Origin of the sequence: Pseudomonas triclosanedens, assembly GCF_026686735.1 — a bacterium.
Taxonomy (GTDB): domain Bacteria; phylum Pseudomonadota; class Gammaproteobacteria; order Pseudomonadales; family Pseudomonadaceae; genus Pseudomonas; species Pseudomonas triclosanedens.
In genome coordinates, this window is the sequence record NZ_CP113432.1 from 369230 (window position 1) to 387873 (window position 18644).

Sequence of the window (18644 nt, forward strand, 5' to 3'; positions counted from 1 at the left end):
CCATCGACGAGACTTGCGATGAATACCGAAGGCCTTAGCGAAACCGAACTCCTCGAAGCTGAAACAACCGACGTCGTAGTGGCCGAGACCACCGAGGCGACGCCTCCGCCCCCGGAGGTGGCCGCTCCTGCGATCAACGTGGATGACAGTGCCCTCTACATTCATCGCGAGCTCTCGCAGCTGCAGTTCAACATCCGCGTGCTGGAGCAGGCGCTGGATGAGTCCTATCCGCTGCTGGAACGCCTGAAGTACCTGCTGATCTTCTCCAGCAACCTCGACGAGTTCTTCGAGATCCGCGTCGCCGGTCTGAAGAAGCAGATCACCTTCGCCCGCGAACAGGCCGGCGCCGACGGCCTGCTGCCGCACCAGGCTCTGGCACGCATCAGCGAGCAGGTACACGAACAGGTCGCCCGCCAGTACAGCATCCTCAACGGCATCCTGTTGCCGGAGCTGGCCAAGCACGACATCCGCTTCATCCGCCGCCGCTACTGGACGCCGAAGATCAAGGCCTGGGTCCGCCGCTTCTTCCGTGACGAGATCGCGCCGATCATCACGCCCATCGGCCTCGATCCGACCCACCCGTTCCCGCTGCTGGTGAACAAGAGCCTGAACTTCATGGTCGAGCTGGAAGGCCTGGACGCCTTCGGCCGCGACTCGGGCCTGGCGATCATCCCGGCACCGCGCTCGCTGCCGCGGATCATTCGCTTGCCGGAGGAAGTCGCCGGCGCCGGCGACAACTATGTGTTCCTGTCCTCGATGATCCACGCCCATGCCGACGACCTGTTCCACGGCATGAAGGTGAAGGGCTGCTACCAATTCCGCCTGACCCGTAACGCCGACCTGTCGGTGGATGCCGAGGACGTCGAGGACCTGGCCCGCGCGCTGCGCGGCGAGCTGTTCTCCCGTCGTTATGGCGATGCGGTGCGGCTTGAGGTGGTCGATACTTGCCCGACGCACCTGTCCAACTACCTGCTCAAGCAGTTCGGTCTCTCCGAGAGCGAGCTGTACAAGGTCAGCGGCCCGGTCAACCTGACGCGCCTGTTCAGCGTCACCGGTCTGGCCAGCCACCCGGAGCTGCAGAACCCGCCGTTCACGCCGACCATTCCGAAGCTGCTGCAGAAAAAGGAAAACCTGTTCAACGTCCTGGGCAAGCTCGATGTGTTGCTGATGCACCCGTTCGAGTCCTTCACCCCGGTGATCGACCTGTTGCGCCAGGCCGCCAAGGACCCCAGCGTGCTGGCGATCAAGCAGACGCTGTACCGCTCCGGCGCCAACTCCGAGATCGTCGATGCGCTGGTGGAAGCGGCGCGCAACGGCAAGGAAGTCACCGTGGTGATCGAGCTGCGCGCGCGCTTCGATGAAGAATCCAACCTGCAGTTGGCCAGCCGCCTGCAGCAGGCTGGCGCGGTGGTCATCTACGGCGTGGTCGGTTTCAAGACCCACGCCAAGATGATGCTGATTCTCCGTCGCGAAGACGGCGAATTGCGTCGCTACGCGCATCTGGGCACCGGCAACTACCATGCCGGCAACGCCCGCCTGTATACCGACTACAGCCTGCTGACCGCCGACGTGGCGCTGTGCGAGGACTTGCACAAGCTGTTCAACCAGTTGATCGGCATGGGCAAGACGCTGCGCATGAAGAAGCTCCTGCACGCGCCCTTCACCTTGAAGAAGAACCTGCTGGAGATGATCAACCGCGAAGCTGCCCAGGCTGCCGAAGGCAAGCCGGCGCACATCATGGCCAAGGTCAACGCGCTGACCGACTCCAAGGTGATCCGTGCGCTGTACAAGGCCAGCCAGGCCGGCGTGAAGATCGATCTGGTCGTTCGCGGCATGTGCTGCCTGCGTCCAGGGGTGCCAGGGGTGTCGCACAATATCCAGGTGCGTTCGATCATCGGTCGCTTCCTGGAGCACAGCCGGATCTACTACTTCCTCAATGGCGGCGACGAAAAGCTGTTCCTTTCCAGCGCCGACTGGATGGAGCGCAACCTCGATATGCGGGTCGAGACCTGCTTCCCGGTCGAGGGCAAGAAGCTCGTGCTGCGGGTGAAGAAGGAACTGGAGTCCTACCTCACCGACAACACCCAGGCGTGGGTGCTGCAGGCCGATGGCAGCTATGTGCGCCAGAGCCCCAGTGGCAACCAGAACGCCCGTAACGCCCAGGCAACGCTGCTGGAGCGCTTGTGCACGCCGGTGATCAATTCGCGCTGATTCGGCCAGCGTGATGGCGAAAGCCCTGCCCATGCGGCGGGGCTTTTTCTTTGACGTGTGTTGGCCCTTGCCGATTGCCACTCAAGCCGGGGGGCTGTTGCGTGGAGCCCGGGGTACGGTCGCATCGACTGTCTGGGCCGTCGCAGTAGGATGTGTGGGGCATGCGGTACCCATCCAGCGGCTCGCTTGGGATTCCGGCATCCGATCTTCCTACGGCAGCTCCGCGGTTGCAGGCCGGCCGATGCGGGAACGAAAAGGCCCCGGTGCCTGCACCCCGGGGCCTTTGCGCATCGGGCCCGGGATCAGCTCACGTTGAGCGAGTAACCCACGCGCTTGAGCCAGTCGGCTTCCTGCTCGAAGTCCGCCTGGGTCAGCGGGTTGGCGGCCAGCCAGCCGTCCGGGAAGCGCACGCTGAGGGACTTGTCGGCAGCCTTGAGGCTCACTTCCGGCATCTGCTGGGTGCCGCGGATGTGGTGGAACAGGATGGCGAAGCGCAGTACGACGCACAGGCGGATCAGCTTGTCGCCTTCGTCGCCCAGCTCGTTGAACTTGTCGACCGGGATATTGCGGCGGTGGCCGCGCACCAGCAGCGCCAGGGTCTGCTGGTCCAGGCGCGAGAAGCCGGCCAGGTCTGAGTGTTCCAGCAGGTACGCTCCGTGCTTGTGGTAGTGATAATGGGCGATGTCCAGGCCCAGCTCATGGACGCGCGCGCCCCACATCAGCAGTTCGCGGTGCCATTCGTCCTTCAGTTCCCAGGCGTCGGCGACCTGCTCCAGCGACTCCAGGGCCTTGGCTTCGACGCGCGCGGCCTGTTCCGGGTCGACGTGGTAGCGCTCCATGAGGGCACCGATGGTGCGCTCGCGGACGTCCTCGTGGTGGTGGCGGCCAAGCAGATCGTAGAGCACACCCTCGCGCAGCGCGCCCTCGGAGTGCGTCATGCGGGTCAGTTCGAGGGCATCGAACAGCGCCTCGAGGATCGCCAGGCCGGCCGGGAAGATGGGCCGGCGATCCGGCTTGATGCCGTCGATGTCGAGCTTCTCGGCCTCACCCAGCTTGAACATCTTGCGCTTGAGCCAGGCCAGCCCCTCGGGATTGATCTCGCCGTTGCCGTGGCCGCCGGCCTGGATCGCCAGGCAGATGGCGCGGATGGTGCCCGAGGCGCCGACCGCTTCGTCCCAGCCCAGGCGGCGCAGGCTGTTCTCGATACTCATCAGCTCCAGGCGGGCCGAGGTGTAGGCCTGGGCGTATCGCGCCGGGGTGATCTTGCCGTCCTTGAAGTAGCGCTGGGTGAAGCTCACGCAACCCATCTGCAGGCTTTCGCGCAGTTGCGATTCGAACTGCTGGCCGATGATGAACTCGGTGCTGCCGCCACCGATGTCGACGACCAGGCGCTTGCCCGGATTGTCCGGCAGGGTATGCGATACGCCCAGGTAGATCAGGCGTGCTTCCTCACGCCCGGAGATGACCTCCACCGGGTGGCCGAGAATCTGGTCGGCGACGCGGATGAATTCGGCGCGGTTGCGTGCCTCGCGCAGGGCGTTGGTACCCACTACCCGCACCGAGCCGGGCGGCATGCCATTGATGAATTGGGCGAACTGCTTGAGGCAGTCGTAGCCGCGCTGCATGGCCTCGGGGGTCAGCAGGCGGTCTTCACCGATGCCTGCCGCCAACTGGACCTTCTCGCCCAGCCGCTCAAGGATGCGGATCTCACCGTGATCGGCCTTCGCCAAAACCATGTGGAAACTGTTCGAGCCCAGGTCAATGGCTGCGATCATCGGAAAGGTTTTGGCTGGGGTATGAGGCATAGGGGGAGGTCCGGAAAAATACGGAAGGTATCCTGCCATTTTAGGCAGTTAGTGCCAATGAAGGGGGTGTCACTGATCAGCAGGCGCCGCGCCAGCGATAGATACACTCAATCAGCTGCGCCTTTCGGTGCGGGCCGAGGCGGGCTATGATGGCGGACACTTTTTCGCATCCGATTGACGGAGAGAATACATGAGCGAACATATCGTCAATGTTACCGATGCCAGCTTCGAACAGGACGTGCTGAAGGCCGATGGTCCTGTGCTGGTCGACTACTGGGCCGAATGGTGCGGCCCGTGCAAGATGATCGCCCCGGTACTCGACGAGATCGCCAAGGACTATCAGGGCAAGCTGAAGGTCTGCAAGCTGAACATCGACGAGAACCAGGACACCCCGCCGAAGTACGGCGTGCGCGGTATCCCGACCCTGATGCTGTTCAAGGGCGGCAACGTCGAAGCGACCAAGGTCGGCGCGCTGTCCAAGTCGCAACTGGCAGCCTTCCTCGACAGCAACATCTGATTGTCGAAGTCGTTCGAAAGGCCCCGCATTCTGGCGGGGCTTTTTTGTTTTTCCCTCTAGACGCTCCCCGAGTCGGGTGTTAAATTCGGGCACACAACGATTGTTTCGTTGTCCCCTGCAAGCCGTCGCCGACGCACTTCCTATTCGAATTCCAAGCGATCCTGTCCGTCATCTACGGCACGGCTCTTCAAGCATCACGCTTGTTCCCTTTTCCCCTTTCAGCGTATTTACGTCCCTTCTATGAATCTGACCGAACTCAAGCAAAAGCCGATTGCCGAATTGCTGGAAATGTCCGATGCCATGGGCCTGGAAAACATGGCTCGTTCGCGCAAGCAGGACATCATCTTTGCGCTGCTCAAGAAGCACGCGAAGAGCGGTGAGGAAATCTCTGGCGACGGCGTGCTGGAGATTCTCCAGGACGGCTTCGGCTTCCTGCGCTCCGCCGACTCCTCCTATCTGGCCGGTCCCGACGATATCTACGTCTCGCCCAGCCAGATCCGGCGCTTCAACTTGCGCACGGGCGATACCATCGTTGGCAAGATTCGTCCGCCGAAGGAAGGCGAGCGTTATTTCGCGCTGTTGAAAGTCGACTCGATCAACTTCGATCGCCCGGAGAACGCGAAGAACAAGATTCTCTTCGAGAACCTGACCCCGCTGTTCCCGACCAAGCGCCTGACCATGGAAGCCGGCAACGGCTCCACCGAAGACCTCACCGGTCGGGTAATCGACCTCTGCTCGCCGATCGGCAAGGGCCAGCGCGGCCTGATCGTCGCTCCGCCCAAGGCCGGCAAGACCATCATGCTGCAGAACATCGCGGCCAACATCACCCGCAACAATCCCGAGTGCCACCTGATCGTCCTGCTGATCGACGAGCGCCCGGAAGAAGTGACCGAAATGCAGCGCACCGTGCGCGGCGAAGTGGTCGCCTCCACCTTCGACGAACCGCCGACCCGCCACGTGCAGGTCGCCGAAATGGTGATCGAGAAGGCCAAGCGTCTGGTCGAGCACAAGAAGGACGTGATCATCCTTCTCGACTCCATCACTCGCCTGGCCCGTGCCTACAACACCGTGATCCCCAGCTCCGGCAAGGTGCTCACCGGTGGTGTCGACGCCCATGCCCTGGAGAAGCCCAAGCGCTTCTTCGGCGCCGCGCGCAACATCGAGGAAGGCGGCTCGCTGACCATCCTCGCCACCGCGCTGATCGAAACCGGCTCGAAGATGGACGAAGTGATCTACGAGGAATTCAAGGGCACCGGCAACATGGAGCTGATCCTCGACCGCCGCATCTCCGAGAAGCGCGTGTTCCCGGCGATCAACATCAACCGTTCCGGCACCCGTCGCGAAGAGCTGCTCACCGGTGAGGAAGAGCTGCAGCGCATGTGGATCCTGCGCAAGATCCTGCACCCGATGGACGAGATCGCCGCGGTTGAATTCCTGCTCGACAAGCTCAAGCAGACCAAGACCAACGACGAGTTCTTCGACTCGATGAAGCGCAGCAAGTAAAGTCGCCGGCAAAACTGTTCTGCCGTTGTCACCTTGACTCGCTTCAGCAATGCCACAAGGCCGGGGAAACCCGGCCTTCGTGTTTCTGCCAGGCGGCGATAGGCGGTAGACTGTCGCATCATCCTGCCGCCATCGAGACCCTCATGCAGTATCGCGACCTGCGCGAGTTCATCGCTGCCCTGGAGCAGCGCGGACAGCTCAAGCGCATCCAGGCCCCGGTATCCCCGGTGCTGGAAATGACCGAGGTGTGCGACCGCACCCTGCGCGCCAAGGGCCCGGCCCTGCTGTTCGAAAAGCCTACTGGCTACGACATTCCCGTGCTCGGCAACCTGTTCGGCACGCCCGGGCGCGTGGCTCTTGGAATGGGCGCCGAGGACGTTTCCGAACTGCGCGAGATCGGCAAGCTGCTGGCTTTCCTCAAGGAGCCCGAGCCGCCCAGAGGGCTGAAGGACGCGTGGTCCAAGCTTCCGATCTTCAAGAAGGTCATCAGCATGGCGCCCAAGGTCCTGAAAGATGCGCCGTGCCAGGAAGTGATCGAGGAGGGCGAGGATGTCGACCTGTCCAAGCTGCCGGTGCAGACCTGCTGGCCGGGCGACGTCGCGCCGCTGATCACCTGGGGCCTGACCGTTACCCGGGGGCCGAACAAGGAACGGCAGAACCTCGGCATCTACCGCCAGCAGGTGATCGGGCGCAACAAAGTCATCATGCGCTGGCTCAGCCACCGGGGCGGCGCGCTGGACTATCGCGAGTGGTGCCAGAAGCATCCTGACAAGCCCTATCCCGTGGCCGTGGCCCTGGGGGCGGATCCCGCGACCATCCTCGGCGCCGTGACGCCAGTGCCGGACACTCTCTCCGAGTACGCCTTCGCCGGCCTGCTGCGCGGGCACAAGACCGAACTGGTGAAGTGCGTCGGCAGCGACCTGCAGGTGCCCGCCAGTGCCGAAATCGTCCTCGAGGGCGTGATCCACCCCGGCGAGATGGCCGATGAAGGCCCGTACGGCGACCACACCGGCTACTACAACGAGGTGGACCGCTTCCCGGTGTTCACCGTCGAGCGCATTACTCGCCGGCAGAAACCCATCTACCACAGCACCTACACCGGCCGTCCGCCGGATGAGCCGGCGATCCTTGGCGTAGCGTTGAATGAAGTCTTCGTGCCGATCCTGCAGAAGCAGTTCCCCGAGATCACCGACTTCTACCTGCCGCCCGAAGGCTGTTCCTACCGCATGGCGGTGGTGACCATGAAGAAGCAGTACCCCGGGCATGCCAAGCGCGTGATGCTGGGTGTCTGGTCGTTCCTGCGACAGTTCATGTACACCAAGTTCGTTATCGTCACCGACGATGACATCAACGCCCGCGACTGGGACGACGTGATCTGGGCCATCACCACGCGCATGGACCCCAAGCGCGACACCGTGATGATCGATAACACGCCGATCGACTACCTCGACTTCGCCTCGCCGATTTCCGGGCTGGGTTCGAAGATGGGCCTGGACGCCACCCACAAGTGGCCGGGTGAGACCAGCCGCGAATGGGGCCGGGTAATCGAGAAGGACCCGGCGGTAACCCGCCGCGTCGACGAGATCTGGGCGAGCCTGGGCATCGATTGATTCCCGGGGCAGCCTGGCTCGCTGTGGCGTGCGGGAAACACGGAGGCGTTTTTGCAGGATGGTGCGGGCGGTGTTCCGCTAGCCCAGGCGATACCCAGGCTGTCGGGAATGATGGGCATCGCTTCGCTCCACGCCATCCTGCGGTGTAACCGGCGACAGCTCCAATCTAAAAGAACGAGAACAGCGCTTGAAAGTGACCTTGCAACCATCCGGCGCCCAGCTCGATCTGCGGCCCGGGGAACGTATCCTCGACGGAGCGCGGCGCCTGGGCTACGAGTGCCCGCAAAGCTGCCGCAACGGCAACTGCCACATCTGCGCGGCGCTGCTGGTGGAAGGCCGCGTGCGCCAGGATGGCGAGGTGCGCGACCACGGTGAACTCTTCACCTGCCTGGCCGAGCCACTGGAAGACTGCGTGCTGCACTGGGATGGCGTGCTCGCACCCGGCGAACTGCCGGTGCGCAAGCTGTCCTGCCAGTTGACCCTCTGCGAGCCGGTGGGCGGCGACGTCTGGCGCGTACGCCTGCGCGCGCCGGCCGGCAAGCCGCCACGCTACCACGCCGGCCAGTACCTGCTGATCGAGCGCGACGGCAGCGACCCCGCAGCCTTCTCCCTGGCCTCTGCACCGCAGGAAGGGCGGGACCTTGAACTGCACATCCTGGCCCGCGAGAGCAGCGCCATCGACCTGGTGGCGCAACTGCAGCGCGACCGCTTCGCCCGCGTGCAGATGCCATTCGGCGACGCCCACCTGGCCGACCTCCCGGATGGGCCGCTGGTGCTCATCGCAGCAGGCACCGGCATGGCGCAGATGCACAGCCTGATCGAATATTGCCGCGCCTCCGGCTTCGCCCATCCGGTGCATTTGTACTGGGGCGTGCGCCGCCCGGAGGACTTCTACGAACTGCCGCACTGGGAGCAGTGGCAAGGCGTGCCCAATCTGCATCTGCACAGGATTGTCAGCGACCTCTGCGGCTGGCAGGGACGTTGTGGGCTGCTGCACGAGGCCGTATGCGAAGACTTCGCCGACCTCTCGGGCCTGCGCGTATACGCCAGCGGCTCGCCGGCGATGGTCTATGGCACCCTCGATGCGTTGGTGGCGGCAGGCATGGACCCGCACCAGATGCGCGCCGACGTGTTCGCCTACGCCCCGCGCGGCTGACTCAAGCGCCTGGCGTCGTTGGAGCGCTTCGCCGTGCCGGTCGCACTGTCTTCGGCGCCCCGCCTGGCCATGCAGCCGACTCAACCCCGCGTTCCCGGAGGATACTCCCCTGTAGTTTCGTGGGGCGGATAACGCTGGCGCGTTGTGCGCCCGACTATTCGGTCGAATCAGTCATGTGGGCCGCGCGTGGCGAGAACTCTTCCTGCAACGCCGCCCGAATCCACTCCTCGAACCACGCCACGTCGGCGCCGATCGCGCCGGTGGGCAGCAGCAGCTGATAGCTCTCCAGTGGTACTTCCTCGGGCAGCGGGCGCACCAGCGTGCCCGCGGCGAGCTGGTGCTTGACCAGGACCTGGTTGGCCAGGGCGATGCCGTGGCCGGACTCGGCCATGGACAGTGCGTGATCGTTGCTGACGTAGAGCACGTCCGGGCTTACCCGCAGGTCCAGGCCGATGGTGGATAGCCAGAGGTTCCACCATTCGCCGTCGTCCACATGGATCAGCTCGTGCCGCGCCAGGTCCTGCGCGCTCGCCAGCGGGCCGTACTCGGCCAGGTAGGAGGGTGAGCAGACTGGAAACACGGCCGGGCGGATCAGCGTGGTGCGGCATTGCGGGTAGATGCCCGGCAGGCCGTAGACGATGCCAAGGTCCGCAGTCTTGCCGTCCACCTCGGTGAAGGTCGGGTTCGGTTCCACTGCCACCTTCAGGCCCGGGCGCAGTTGCCTCAGGCTCTCCAGGCGCGGCATCAGCCAGCGCTTGGCGAAGGCCGGTACCACCATGATCTTCAGCCAGCGCGCCGTGCCGCCGGGAGCCAGTTCGTGGCCGGCGTCGGCGATCTGTTGCAGGGCTGTGGATATCTTCGCGTAGTAGCGCTGTCCGGCGGGCGTGAGACTCACCCCGCGTGGTGTGCGCTCGAACAGTTGCACGCCCAGCCAGTCCTCCAGCAGCTTGACGTGGCGGCCGATGGCCGGCTGCGTCACGTGCAGGACCTTCGATGCGGCGACATAGCTGCCCAGCCGGGCGGCGGCTTCGAATGCGCGGACGGCATTGAGCGGCGGAAGACGCTGGATGGACATCGATACTGCCTCTGCGGTGAGCTGTTAGTTTTTTTAATATCGACTGTAAGAAAATTGAGCTTTCCGCTCAACCGCCTTTCTTCGACTATCCGTCCCAGCAGCACCACCAGAAATGTGAGCCGAACACACGGCCAACGCTGCATCCGGCGTTTCTCTAGTCCTGCCAGAACAACTACAAGACCCCCGGCCGCCATCGTGCGGCGGACGGGAAGGAACCGGAGGTTTTACATGAGTGCCCTGCACAGCCTGCAGACGGCCGCGGTCTCCATCCGCTCCGTGCGCAAGGTCTACGGCGATCCGGCCAGCGGTCCCGTCGCATTGAAGTGCGTCGACCTGGACATCTGCGACAACGAATTCTTCACCCTGCTCGGCCCTTCGGGCTGCGGCAAGACCACCCTCCTGCGCATGATCGCCGGCTTCGAGTTCCCCACCAGCGGGGAAATCCAGCTCTACGGCGAGAACATCGCCGACCGGCCGCCCTTCGCGCGCCCGGTGAACACAGTGTTCCAGCACTATGCACTGTTCCCGCACATGACCATCGCCGAGAACCTCGCCTTCGGCCTGGAATCCCACCCGATGGGCCAGCGCATGAGCCGGGCGCAGGTCGCCGAGCGCGTTCGCGAAATGCTCGCCCTGGTGCAGATGGAGCGCTTCGCCCAGCGCAAGCCGACGCAGCTTTCCGGCGGCCAGCAGCAGCGCGTCGCCCTGGCCCGCGCATTGGCGCCGCACCCCAAGGTGCTTCTGCTCGACGAGCCGCTTTCTGCCCTGGACCTCAAGTTGCGCCAGGCCATGCGCGAAGAGCTGAAGACGATCCAGTCCAAGACCGGCATCACCTTCATCTTCGTCACCCATGACCAGGAAGAAGCGCTGACCATGTCCGACCGCATCGCCGTGCTGTCCGAGGGCGAAGTGCAGCAGGTAGGTCGCCCGGACGATATCTACGAGCGTCCGCGCAACCGCTTCGTCGCCGACTTCATCGGTGAAACCAACTTCCTCCCGGCTCGCGTCGAGAACTTCGATGGCCAGGGCGCGCAGTACCGCATTCCGGGCGACCAACTGATCCAGGCCGAAGCCCGCGACGGCCTGAAGGCCGGCGCCGACGTCACCCTGTCGATCCGTCCCGAGCGCCTGCAACTGGTCGCCGAGGGAACCCCTGCCGCCACGCCCTGCACGGTCGTTGCACAGATCTACCTGGGCACCGACCTGCAGTACCAGGTCAGCCTCGCCGATGGCACGCGCCTGACCGTGCGTGCGCCCAACAGCGCCGGCCAGCGTCAGCGCCTGGCGGCCGGGCAACGCGCCGGGCTGCTGTTCGAAACCGGCAGCGCCAGCGTCCTGCTGGACTGAGCGGGGGTGAGCATGAACCAGATATCCACCACCGGCGGTACGCTGGAGCGGCGCAAGGCGCTGAGGAGCTTCCTCGGCGTGTCGCCTGCGCTGGTCTCCATCGGGCTGTTCCTGATCGTGCCGATCTTCATCGTGATCGGCTACTCGCTGATGCAGGCCAACCCCTATGGCGGGGTGAATCCGCATTTCAGCGTCGACGCTTACGTCTCGCTGCTGTTCGAGCGCCAGCTCGACGATAGCCTGGCCTTCGCCGATTCCTACGTGATGATCGCCCTGCGTTCCATCGGCATCGCCGCCGCGACCACCGCCATCACCCTGCTGGTGGGCTTTCCGGTGGCGGTATGGCTGGCGATGCAGCCGACGCACCGTCGCGGCCTGCTGATCTTCCTGATCACCGTGCCGTTCTGGGCCAACCTGCTGATCCGCACCTATGCCTGGATTCTGCTGTTGCGCGGTACTGGCGTGGTCAACGGCACGTTGATGAGCCTAGGCATCATCCACCAGCCGCTGAACATGCTCTACACCGACGGCGCCGTGCTGCTGGGGCTCGTCTACACCTACGCGCCGTTCGTGGTGCTGCCGATCTATGCAACCCTCGAGAAGATGGACATGCGCCTGCTCGAAGCGGCCCAGGACCTCTATGCCGGACGCATCCGCACCCTGCGCAAGGTGGTCCTGCCGATCGCTCGTCCGGGGATTCTCGCTGGCGCCATCCTCACATTCGTCCCCTGCCTGGGCGCGATGATCGCCCCCGAGCTGCTCGGCGGCGGTACCAAGATGATGCTTGGCAACCTGATCTTCCGGCAGTTCAGCGACTCGCGGAACTGGCCCTTCGGCGCTGCGCTATCGCTGGTGCTGATGGCGGCGGTGATGCTGGTGCTGATGTTCTACGCGATGCGCGCCGAGCGCCTGCGCATCGCACGGGGAGGTGAATGATGCTCTCGCTGCTGCGCAAACGCCGCCTCGGCGTACAGGACTTCCCCGGCTTCGGCGGGCTGAGTTTCCTGTTCTACCTGTACCTCTACGCGCCCATCGTGGTTCTGGTGGTGCTTTCGTTCAACGCCAACCAGTCCGCCACCGTGTGGACCGGCTTCAGCCTCGACTGGTATCGCGCCGCGTTCGCCAACCAGGCGTTGCGCCAGGCTGCCGGCAACAGCCTGCTGATAGCCGTGTGCGCCAGCCTGATCGCCACTGTCATCGCCACCCTGGCTGCGCTGGGCACCTCACGCGGTGCCAGGTTCAAGGGCCTGCGGCTGTCGATGGGCGCGATCATGCTGCCGCTGGTGCTGCCGGAGATCGTGGTCGGCGTCGCCACCCTGGCGCTGTTTTCCACCCTCGGCCTGTCGCTGGGCTACGGCAACCTGATCATCGCCCACACGGTGTTCTGCATCCCGTTCGCCTACCTGCCGATCCGTGCGCGCCTGAACGACATGGACCTGTCCCTGGAGAACGCCGCCGCCGACCTTTACGCCGGTCCCTGGCGGACCTTCCGCAAGGTCACGCTGCCGTTGCTGACGCCGGGGATCGTCTCCGGGCTGATGCTGGCCTTCATCGTGTCGCTGGATAACTTCGTGATCTCGATGATGGTCTCCCAGGCCGGAACCACCACGCTGCCGATCTTCATCTTCGGCCTGCTGCGGATGGGCGTGACGCCCGATGTGAACGCGGTATCGACCCTGATCCTTGGCGTTTCCGTGCTGTTCGTAACCCTGTCCTACCTGCTTGGCAAGAAGAAAGCCTGAGAGCCCGCCCCATGCCTGTCCGAGCTTGCCCATACGTCGTTGGAAACAGCCTCGTCCGGACTGCGCTCGATCAGGCCCCGAACGGACTCTTCGCCCACATTCCGGAGAACAAGATGAGCAAACTGATCGCTGCTGTAGGTACTGCGCTGACACTGGGCCTGATAGCCAACGCACAGGCCGCCGAACAACTCAACGTGGTGAGCTGGAGCGGCTACTTCACGCCACAGATCCTGGAGAAGTTCGAGAAGGAAACCGGCATCAAGGTGACCGTGGACTCCTACGACTCCAACGAGACCCTGCTGGCCAAGCTCAAACAGGGCGGCACCGGCTACGACGTAGCCATCCCCTCGCATCAGTTCGTACCGATCCTGGTGCAGGAAAAACTGCTGGAGCGCTTCGACCCGGTCAGCCAGCCGTACTACGCGAACATCGAGGACAACCTGAAGAAACCGTCCTGGGACCCGGAGGGTGGCTACTCCGTACCCTTCATCTGGGGCACCACCAGCGTGGTGCTGGATACCGCGAAGTACAGCGGCCCAATGGACAGCTACTCGGTGCTGTTCACTCCGCCGAAGGAGCTGCAGGGGCGGATCAACATGTTCGACTCGGCCAGCGAAGTGATCGACACCGCCAGCCTGTACCTGGGCATCCCCCTGTGCAGCGAGGACCCCAAGCAGATGCAGCAGGTGCTCACCCTGCTGAAGAACCAGAAGCCCTTCGTGAAAACCTTCAGCTCCAAGGCCGGCTCGATTCGCGAGAACCTCGCCTCGGGTGAAGTCGACATGTCGATGTTCTGGGGCGGCTCGTCGATGCGTGCGCGGGAGATGAAGTCGAGCCTGAAGTACCTGTACCCGAAAGAGGGCGTGATGGCCTGGGTGGATAACCTGGTGATCCCGGCTGGTGCCAGGCACCCGGAGAATGCCAGGAAGTTCATCGCCTTCCTCAGCCAGCCGGAAAACTCGGCGATGACCCAGAACTTCCTCAAGCACCAGAGCCCCATCAAGGGCGTAGAGCCCTTCCTCGATGCCAGTCTCAAGGATGCACCTGAGTTGCACATCCCCGAGGGCACCAAGGTGGTGTTCAGCAAGACTTGCGGCGAAGGCGCGATTCGCCTGGCCGACCGTATCTGGACCAACCTGATGCGCTGATCCCCCGACCGGGAAAGCCATTGGCCGACGCCGCTCGCGTCCACCCTCGTGGGCGTGCCGGCGGCGTTCGGCCCGGCGAACGCGATATTCGATACACGCCCTGCCAGCCGGCGGGGCCGTTGAACCCGACTGAATCTTCCCGCTGCGGGAAGCCCTGATGAAAAAAGGCCTCGCTCCATGAGCCAGAAACCGCACAACGAACTCGTCCAGCTACAGGCCCACGAACTGGCCCAGCGCATCCGTCTGCGCCAGGTATCCTGCCGCGAAGTGATGCAGGCGCACCTCGACCAGATCGAGCGCTACAACCCGGTGGTCAACGCCATCGTCAGCCTGCAGCCGGCGGCAAACCTGCTGGCCCAGGCGGACCAGCGCGACGCCGAGCTGGCCCGCGGCGAGTACCGCGGCTGGATGCACGGCCTGCCCCACGCGATCAAGGATCTTTCCCTGACCCAGGGCATCCGTACCACCCTCGGTTCGCCGCTGTTCAAGGACTACGTTCCCGAGCGTGACGGCATCATGGTCGAGCGCATCAAGGCGGCTGGCGCAATCATCATCGGCAAGACCAACACTCCCGAGTTCGGCCTTGGTTCGCACAGCTACAACCCGATCTTCGGCGCCACCGGCTGCGCCTACGCCCCCGAGCGCACCGCCGGCGGCAGCAGCGGTGGCGCGGCGGCGGCGCTGGCCCTGCAGATGGTGCCGGTGGCCGACGGCAGCGACATGATGGGCTCGCTGCGCAACCCGGCGGCCTACAACAACATCATCGGCTTCCGCCCGTCCCAGGGCCGCGTGCCCTTCGATGACAGCGCCGACCTGTTTATCGACCAGCTCGGCTACGAAGGCCCGATGGGCCGCAGCGTGCGCGACGTGGCGTTGCTGCTGTCGGTGCAGGCCGGCGGCGATGCGCGCGCGCCGCTGTCCATCGCCGAGAGCGGCGAGCAGTTCACCGGCAAGCTTGAGCGTGATTTCAAGGGCGCGCGCCTGGGCTGGCTGGGCGACCTGGGTGGCCATCTGCCGATGGAGCGCGGCGTGCTGGAGTTGTGCCGCAGGTCGTTCGCCGACTTCGAGGCCATCGGCTGCCATGTCGAAGATACCGCGCTGGGCTTCTCCGCCGAGTGCCTCTGGGACACCTGGCGCACCCTGCGTCACTGGATGGTGGCGGGGTCCCTGGCAGCGATCCACGCCGACCCGGCCAGGCGCGGGCTGCTCAAGCCAGAAGCGGTCTGGGAAGTGCAGAACGGCCTGACGCTCTCCGCCCAGGACGTGTTCCGCGCCTCTGTCGCGCGCAGCGACTGGTACCGTGCCATCTGCCGGCTGTTCGAGCGCTACGACTACCTGTTGCTGCCCAGCGCCCAGATGTTCCCGTTCGACAAGGGCTGGGACTGGCCCAGGGAGATCGCCGGCAAGGCGATGGACACTTACCACCGCTGGATGGAGGTGGTGATCCCCGGCACGTTGTCCGGTTGCCCGGTGGCGAACGTTCAGGTCGGCTTCAATGAACAGGGCCTGCCGATGGGGCTGCAAATAATCGGCAAGCACCAGGCCGACATGGCTGTGCTGCAACTGGCCCACGCCTACGAGCAGGCCACGCACTGGTATCGGCGCTGCCCGCCGCCGCTGCTGGCGGGTGACTGAACGAGATCTTCCACAAGCTGAGGGGGACGCATGAATATCAGCTTCTTCCAGGAACTGCTGCAAAGCATCAGCGAGCGCGGCCGGCAACTGCTGGAGTCGCGCGAACCCGCGCCGGCCAATGCCCAGGCGCTGGCGCAGGCTTGCCACAAGCTGGTCTCCGGCCACGGCGAAGCCTCTGGAGTGGCGTTGGCGCGGCAGGTGCTGTGTGCCTACCGGGACTGCCCGCCGGCGCAGCAGAAAACCTTCTTCGACATCCTGCTGAAGGAATTCGCGCCACCCCACGATGCGCTGGCGGCAGCCTGCCAGCGCTACCTCGACGACCCGTCGTCGAGCAACACCACCGCGCTGTTCGAGGCCAGTGAACCGCCGCGCCAGGAGCTGTTCCGTCGCCTCAACCAGGCGCCCGGCGGCACTGCGGAATTGATTGCCATGCGCCGCGTGCTGTTGCAGGAGTTGAAAGCCAGGCCGGAACTCGCGGCGGTGGACCACGACCTGCAGCACCTGCTGGCCTCCTGGTTCAATCGCGGCTTCCTGGTACTGCGGCGCATCGACTGGTCGACCCCGGCATCGATCCTGGAAAAGATCATCCAGTACGAGGCAGTCCATGCCATCAAGGACTGGGACGACCTGCGCAGCCGCTTGCAGCCGGCGGATCGGCGCTGCTTCGCCTTCTTCCACCCGGCCCTGGCCGATGAGCCGCTGATCTTCGTCGAAGTGGCGTTGACCCGAGCGATGCCCGGCGCCATCGCGGACATTCTGGAGCCCGGTGCGCAAGCGCAGCCGGCGGAGGAGCCCGACACGGCGGTGTTCTACTCCATCAGCAACTGCCAGGACGGCCTGCGCGGCATCTCCTTCGGCAACTTCCTGATCAAGCAGGTGGTGGAAGAACTGGCGCGGGAGATTCCCGGCCTGCGCCAGTTCGTCACCCTGTCGCCGGTACCTGGCTTGCGCCGCTGGCTCGACGGCCTGGGCGACGATGCACGGCTGGGTGCGGCCGCCGCCGAGCTGCTCAAGGCGCTCAAGCCCGACGCCCCGCCACCGCCGCGCACCGAGCTACCGATGCTGGCGCTGGCCGCCGAGTACTTCCTGCATGCCAAGAACGGCGCCGGCCTGCCGCTGGACCCGGTGGCGCGCTTCCACCTGGGTAACGGCGCTCGTCTGGAGCGCCTGAACTGGCGCGGCGACCTCTCCGCCAGCGGCCTGCACCAGGCCGCCGGGCTGATGGTCAACTACCGCTACGAACTGCGCCAGATCGAAAAGAACCACGAAGCCTACGCCAACCAGGGCACGGTCGCGGCCTCTCCCGAGGTGCGCAAGCTGGCCACCCTGTCGGCGAAAACAAAACGCTAGGACCTCACCATGAACCAGAGCCTTTTCGCCGAAGTCGGCAAACACCTGCCCAGCGACCTCTCCAAGCCCTTCATCCGCACCCCGGACGGTGGTGGCTACAGCTATGCCGACATGCTGCGCAGCACCTCGCAGTTCGCCCAGGCGCTGGTGGAGCTTGGCGTGCAGCCGGGCGACCGCGTCGCCGTGCAGGTCGACAAGAGCCCCGAGACGGTGATGCTCTACCTCGCCGTGCTGCGCGCCGGCGCGGTCTACCTGCCGCTCAACAGCGGCTACACCGGCGACGAACTGCGCTACTTCCTCGACGACGCCGAGCCTTCGTTGTTCGTTTGCGCACCGGCGTTCGAGGCCCAGGCCCGTGAGTTGGCGAAGATCAGCGGCGTGGCCCACGTGGAGACCCTGGGCGATGCCGGCGACGGCTCGCTGATGCAGCGCGTGCACGGCAAGCCAGGGCGCTTCGCCGACGTGCCGCGTGCCTCCAGCGACCTCGCCGCGATCCTCTACACCTCCGGCACCACCGGGCGCTCCAAGGGCGCGATGATCAGCCACGGCAACCTGGTCTCCAACGCCCGCGCGCTGGTGGATGCCTGGCAGATCACCGGCGAGGACTGGCTGCTCCACGCGCTGCCGATCTTCCACATCCACGGCCTGTTCGTGGCCTGCAACAGCCTGCTGATGGCCGGTGGCTCGATGCTTTTCCTGAGCAGGTTCGACGCCGCGCAGATGCTCAAGCTGCTGCCGCAGGTGAACTTGCTGATGGGCGTGCCGACCTTCTACACCCGCCTACTCGACCAGCCGGGCCTGACCCGCGAGGCGGTGGCGCACATGCGCTTGTTCATCTCCGGTTCCGCACCGCTCACCGCCGAGACTCACAAGGCTTTCTCCGAGCGTACCGGCATGGCCATCCTCGAACGCTACGGCATGACCGAGACCGGCATGAACACCTCCAACCCGCTGGAGGGCGAGCGCATCGCCGGTACCGTAGGCTTCCCGCTGCCTGGGGTGGAGCTGCGCATCACCGACCCGGCCAGGGCCGAACCCACGCTGCTGCCGCAGGGGGAGCCGGGGATGATCGAAGTGCGCGGGCCCAACGTGTTCCAGGGTTACTGGCGGATGCCGGAGAAGACCGCCGAGGAGCTGCGCGCGGACGGCTACTTCATGACCGGCGACATCGGTTTCGTCGATGAGCGTGGCTACGTGCAGATTGTCGGACGCAACAAGGACATGATCATCAGCGGCGGCTTCAATGTGTATCCGAAGGAGCTGGAAGAAATCCTCGACACCTTGCCGGGCGTGGCCGAGTCCGCGGTGATCCGCGTGCCGCACCCGGACTTCGGCGAGGGTGTCACCGCCGTACTGGTGGCGGGCAAGGGCGAGGCGCCGACCGAGGCGCAGGTACTCGCCGCGCTGGACGGCAGGCTGGCGCGCTTCAAGCAGCCCAAGCGGGTCCTGGTAGTCGATGCGCTGCCGCGCAATGTAATGGGCAAGGTGCAGAAGAATGTGCTGCGGGAGCAATTCAAGGGGCTGTATTCCTGAACCTCCGGAGAA

The 18644-nt window shown here is 64.8% G+C and carries 14 protein-coding genes; 12 read left to right on the forward strand and 2 right to left on the reverse strand.

What is annotated here, in order from left to right; genetic code table 11:
* Positions 1–18 precede the first annotated feature (18 nt).
* Positions 19–2211 carry a polyphosphate kinase 1 gene (gene ppk1 / locus OU419_RS01715; protein WP_254469973.1) on the forward strand — a complete coding sequence of 731 codons (2193 nt, stop codon included), beginning with the start codon at positions 19–21 and terminating at the stop codon, positions 2209–2211.
* A 302-nt stretch (positions 2212–2513) separates the two neighbouring features.
* Here ppk1 and ppx read toward each other — a convergent pair whose 3' ends face one another.
* Entirely contained in the window at positions 2514–4016 is a 1503-nt protein-coding gene (gene ppx / locus OU419_RS01720; protein ID WP_254469974.1) for an exopolyphosphatase, read from the reverse strand.
* A 190-nt stretch (positions 4017–4206) separates the two neighbouring features.
* On the opposite strand from ppx, the gene trxA reads away from it, so the two are divergent.
* The 4 genes from trxA (at position 4207) to OU419_RS01740 (ending at position 8802) form a co-directional block, all read left to right on the forward strand.
* Positions 4207–4533, forward strand: a complete 327-nt coding sequence (gene trxA, locus OU419_RS01725; protein ID WP_084313849.1) for a thioredoxin TrxA — start codon at positions 4207–4209, stop codon at positions 4531–4533.
* Positions 4534–4773: 240 nt separating this feature from the next.
* Positions 4774–6036: a transcription termination factor Rho gene (rho, locus tag OU419_RS01730; protein WP_254469975.1), complete on the forward strand. Its 1263-nt coding sequence runs from the start codon at positions 4774–4776 to the stop codon at positions 6034–6036.
* A 143-nt stretch (positions 6037–6179) separates the two neighbouring features.
* Positions 6180–7646, forward strand: coding sequence for a 4-hydroxy-3-polyprenylbenzoate decarboxylase (gene ubiD / locus OU419_RS01735; RefSeq protein WP_254469976.1), 1467 nt, complete (start codon positions 6180–6182; stop codon positions 7644–7646).
* A 187-nt stretch (positions 7647–7833) separates the two neighbouring features.
* Positions 7834–8802 carry a CDP-6-deoxy-delta-3,4-glucoseen reductase gene (locus OU419_RS01740; protein WP_254469977.1) on the forward strand — a complete coding sequence of 323 codons (969 nt, stop codon included), beginning with the start codon at positions 7834–7836 and terminating at the stop codon, positions 8800–8802.
* Between the two features lie 154 nt (positions 8803–8956).
* Here OU419_RS01740 and OU419_RS01745 read toward each other — a convergent pair whose 3' ends face one another.
* Positions 8957–9877, reverse strand: coding sequence for a LysR substrate-binding domain-containing protein (locus tag OU419_RS01745; protein WP_254469978.1), 921 nt, complete (start codon positions 9875–9877; stop codon positions 8957–8959).
* 228 nt (positions 9878–10105) lie between these two features.
* Here OU419_RS01745 and OU419_RS01750 point away from each other — a divergent pair, with 228 nt between their 5' ends.
* The 7 genes from OU419_RS01750 to OU419_RS01780 all read left to right on the forward strand — a co-directional run bounded on the left by OU419_RS01750 (position 10106) and on the right by OU419_RS01780 (position 18632).
* Positions 10106–11224: an ABC transporter ATP-binding protein gene (locus tag OU419_RS01750; RefSeq protein ID WP_254469979.1), complete on the forward strand. Its 1119-nt coding sequence runs from the start codon at positions 10106–10108 to the stop codon at positions 11222–11224.
* Between the two features lie 12 nt (positions 11225–11236).
* Positions 11237–12160, forward strand: a complete 924-nt coding sequence (locus tag OU419_RS01755; protein ID WP_254469980.1) for an ABC transporter permease — start codon at positions 11237–11239, stop codon at positions 12158–12160.
* Positions 12160–12966: an ABC transporter permease gene (locus OU419_RS01760; protein ID WP_254470350.1), complete on the forward strand. Its 807-nt coding sequence runs from the start codon at positions 12160–12162 to the stop codon at positions 12964–12966. The genes OU419_RS01755 and OU419_RS01760 overlap by 1 nt, the downstream gene beginning before the upstream one ends.
* A 113-nt stretch (positions 12967–13079) precedes the next feature.
* The gene (locus tag OU419_RS01765; protein ID WP_254469981.1) at positions 13080–14114 is read left to right on the forward strand and encodes an ABC transporter substrate-binding protein; all 1035 of its coding nucleotides are present in this window, start codon (positions 13080–13082) and stop codon (positions 14112–14114) included.
* 177 nt (positions 14115–14291) lie between these two features.
* On the forward strand, positions 14292–15749 hold the full coding sequence (locus OU419_RS01770) for an amidase (protein WP_254469982.1): 1458 nt from the start codon (positions 14292–14294) through the stop codon (positions 15747–15749).
* A 30-nt stretch (positions 15750–15779) separates the two neighbouring features.
* Positions 15780–17099, forward strand: a complete 1320-nt coding sequence (locus OU419_RS01775) for a malonyl-CoA decarboxylase (RefSeq protein WP_254469983.1) — start codon at positions 15780–15782, stop codon at positions 17097–17099.
* Positions 17100–17108: 9 nt separating this feature from the next.
* Complete coding sequence (locus OU419_RS01780; RefSeq protein WP_254469984.1) at positions 17109–18632, forward strand: malonate--CoA ligase; 1524 nt, start codon at positions 17109–17111, stop codon at positions 18630–18632.
* The last annotated feature ends 12 nt before the right edge of the window (positions 18633–18644 follow it).

Bases quoted from the DNA above. Each gene is read 5' to 3' on its own strand.
- ppk1 (WP_254469973.1), top strand. From the start codon at position 19: ATGAATACCGAAGGCCTTAGCGAAACCGAACTCCTCGAAGCTGAAACA.
- ppx (WP_254469974.1), bottom strand. From the start codon at position 4,016: ATGCCTCATACCCCAGCCAAAACCTTTCCGATGATCGCAGCCATTGAC.
- trxA (WP_084313849.1), top strand. From the start codon at position 4,207: ATGAGCGAACATATCGTCAATGTTACCGATGCCAGCTTCGAACAGGAC.
- rho (WP_254469975.1), top strand. From the start codon at position 4,774: ATGAATCTGACCGAACTCAAGCAAAAGCCGATTGCCGAATTGCTGGAA.
- ubiD (WP_254469976.1), top strand. From the start codon at position 6,180: ATGCAGTATCGCGACCTGCGCGAGTTCATCGCTGCCCTGGAGCAGCGC.
- OU419_RS01745 (WP_254469978.1), bottom strand. From the start codon at position 9,877: ATGTCCATCCAGCGTCTTCCGCCGCTCAATGCCGTCCGCGCATTCGAA.
- OU419_RS01750 (WP_254469979.1), top strand. From the start codon at position 10,106: ATGAGTGCCCTGCACAGCCTGCAGACGGCCGCGGTCTCCATCCGCTCC.
- OU419_RS01755 (WP_254469980.1), top strand. From the start codon at position 11,237: ATGAACCAGATATCCACCACCGGCGGTACGCTGGAGCGGCGCAAGGCG.
- OU419_RS01760 (WP_254470350.1), top strand. From the start codon at position 12,160: ATGCTCTCGCTGCTGCGCAAACGCCGCCTCGGCGTACAGGACTTCCCC.
- OU419_RS01765 (WP_254469981.1), top strand. From the start codon at position 13,080: ATGAGCAAACTGATCGCTGCTGTAGGTACTGCGCTGACACTGGGCCTG.
- OU419_RS01770 (WP_254469982.1), top strand. From the start codon at position 14,292: ATGAGCCAGAAACCGCACAACGAACTCGTCCAGCTACAGGCCCACGAA.
- OU419_RS01775 (WP_254469983.1), top strand. From the start codon at position 15,780: ATGAATATCAGCTTCTTCCAGGAACTGCTGCAAAGCATCAGCGAGCGC.
- OU419_RS01780 (WP_254469984.1), top strand. From the start codon at position 17,109: ATGAACCAGAGCCTTTTCGCCGAAGTCGGCAAACACCTGCCCAGCGAC.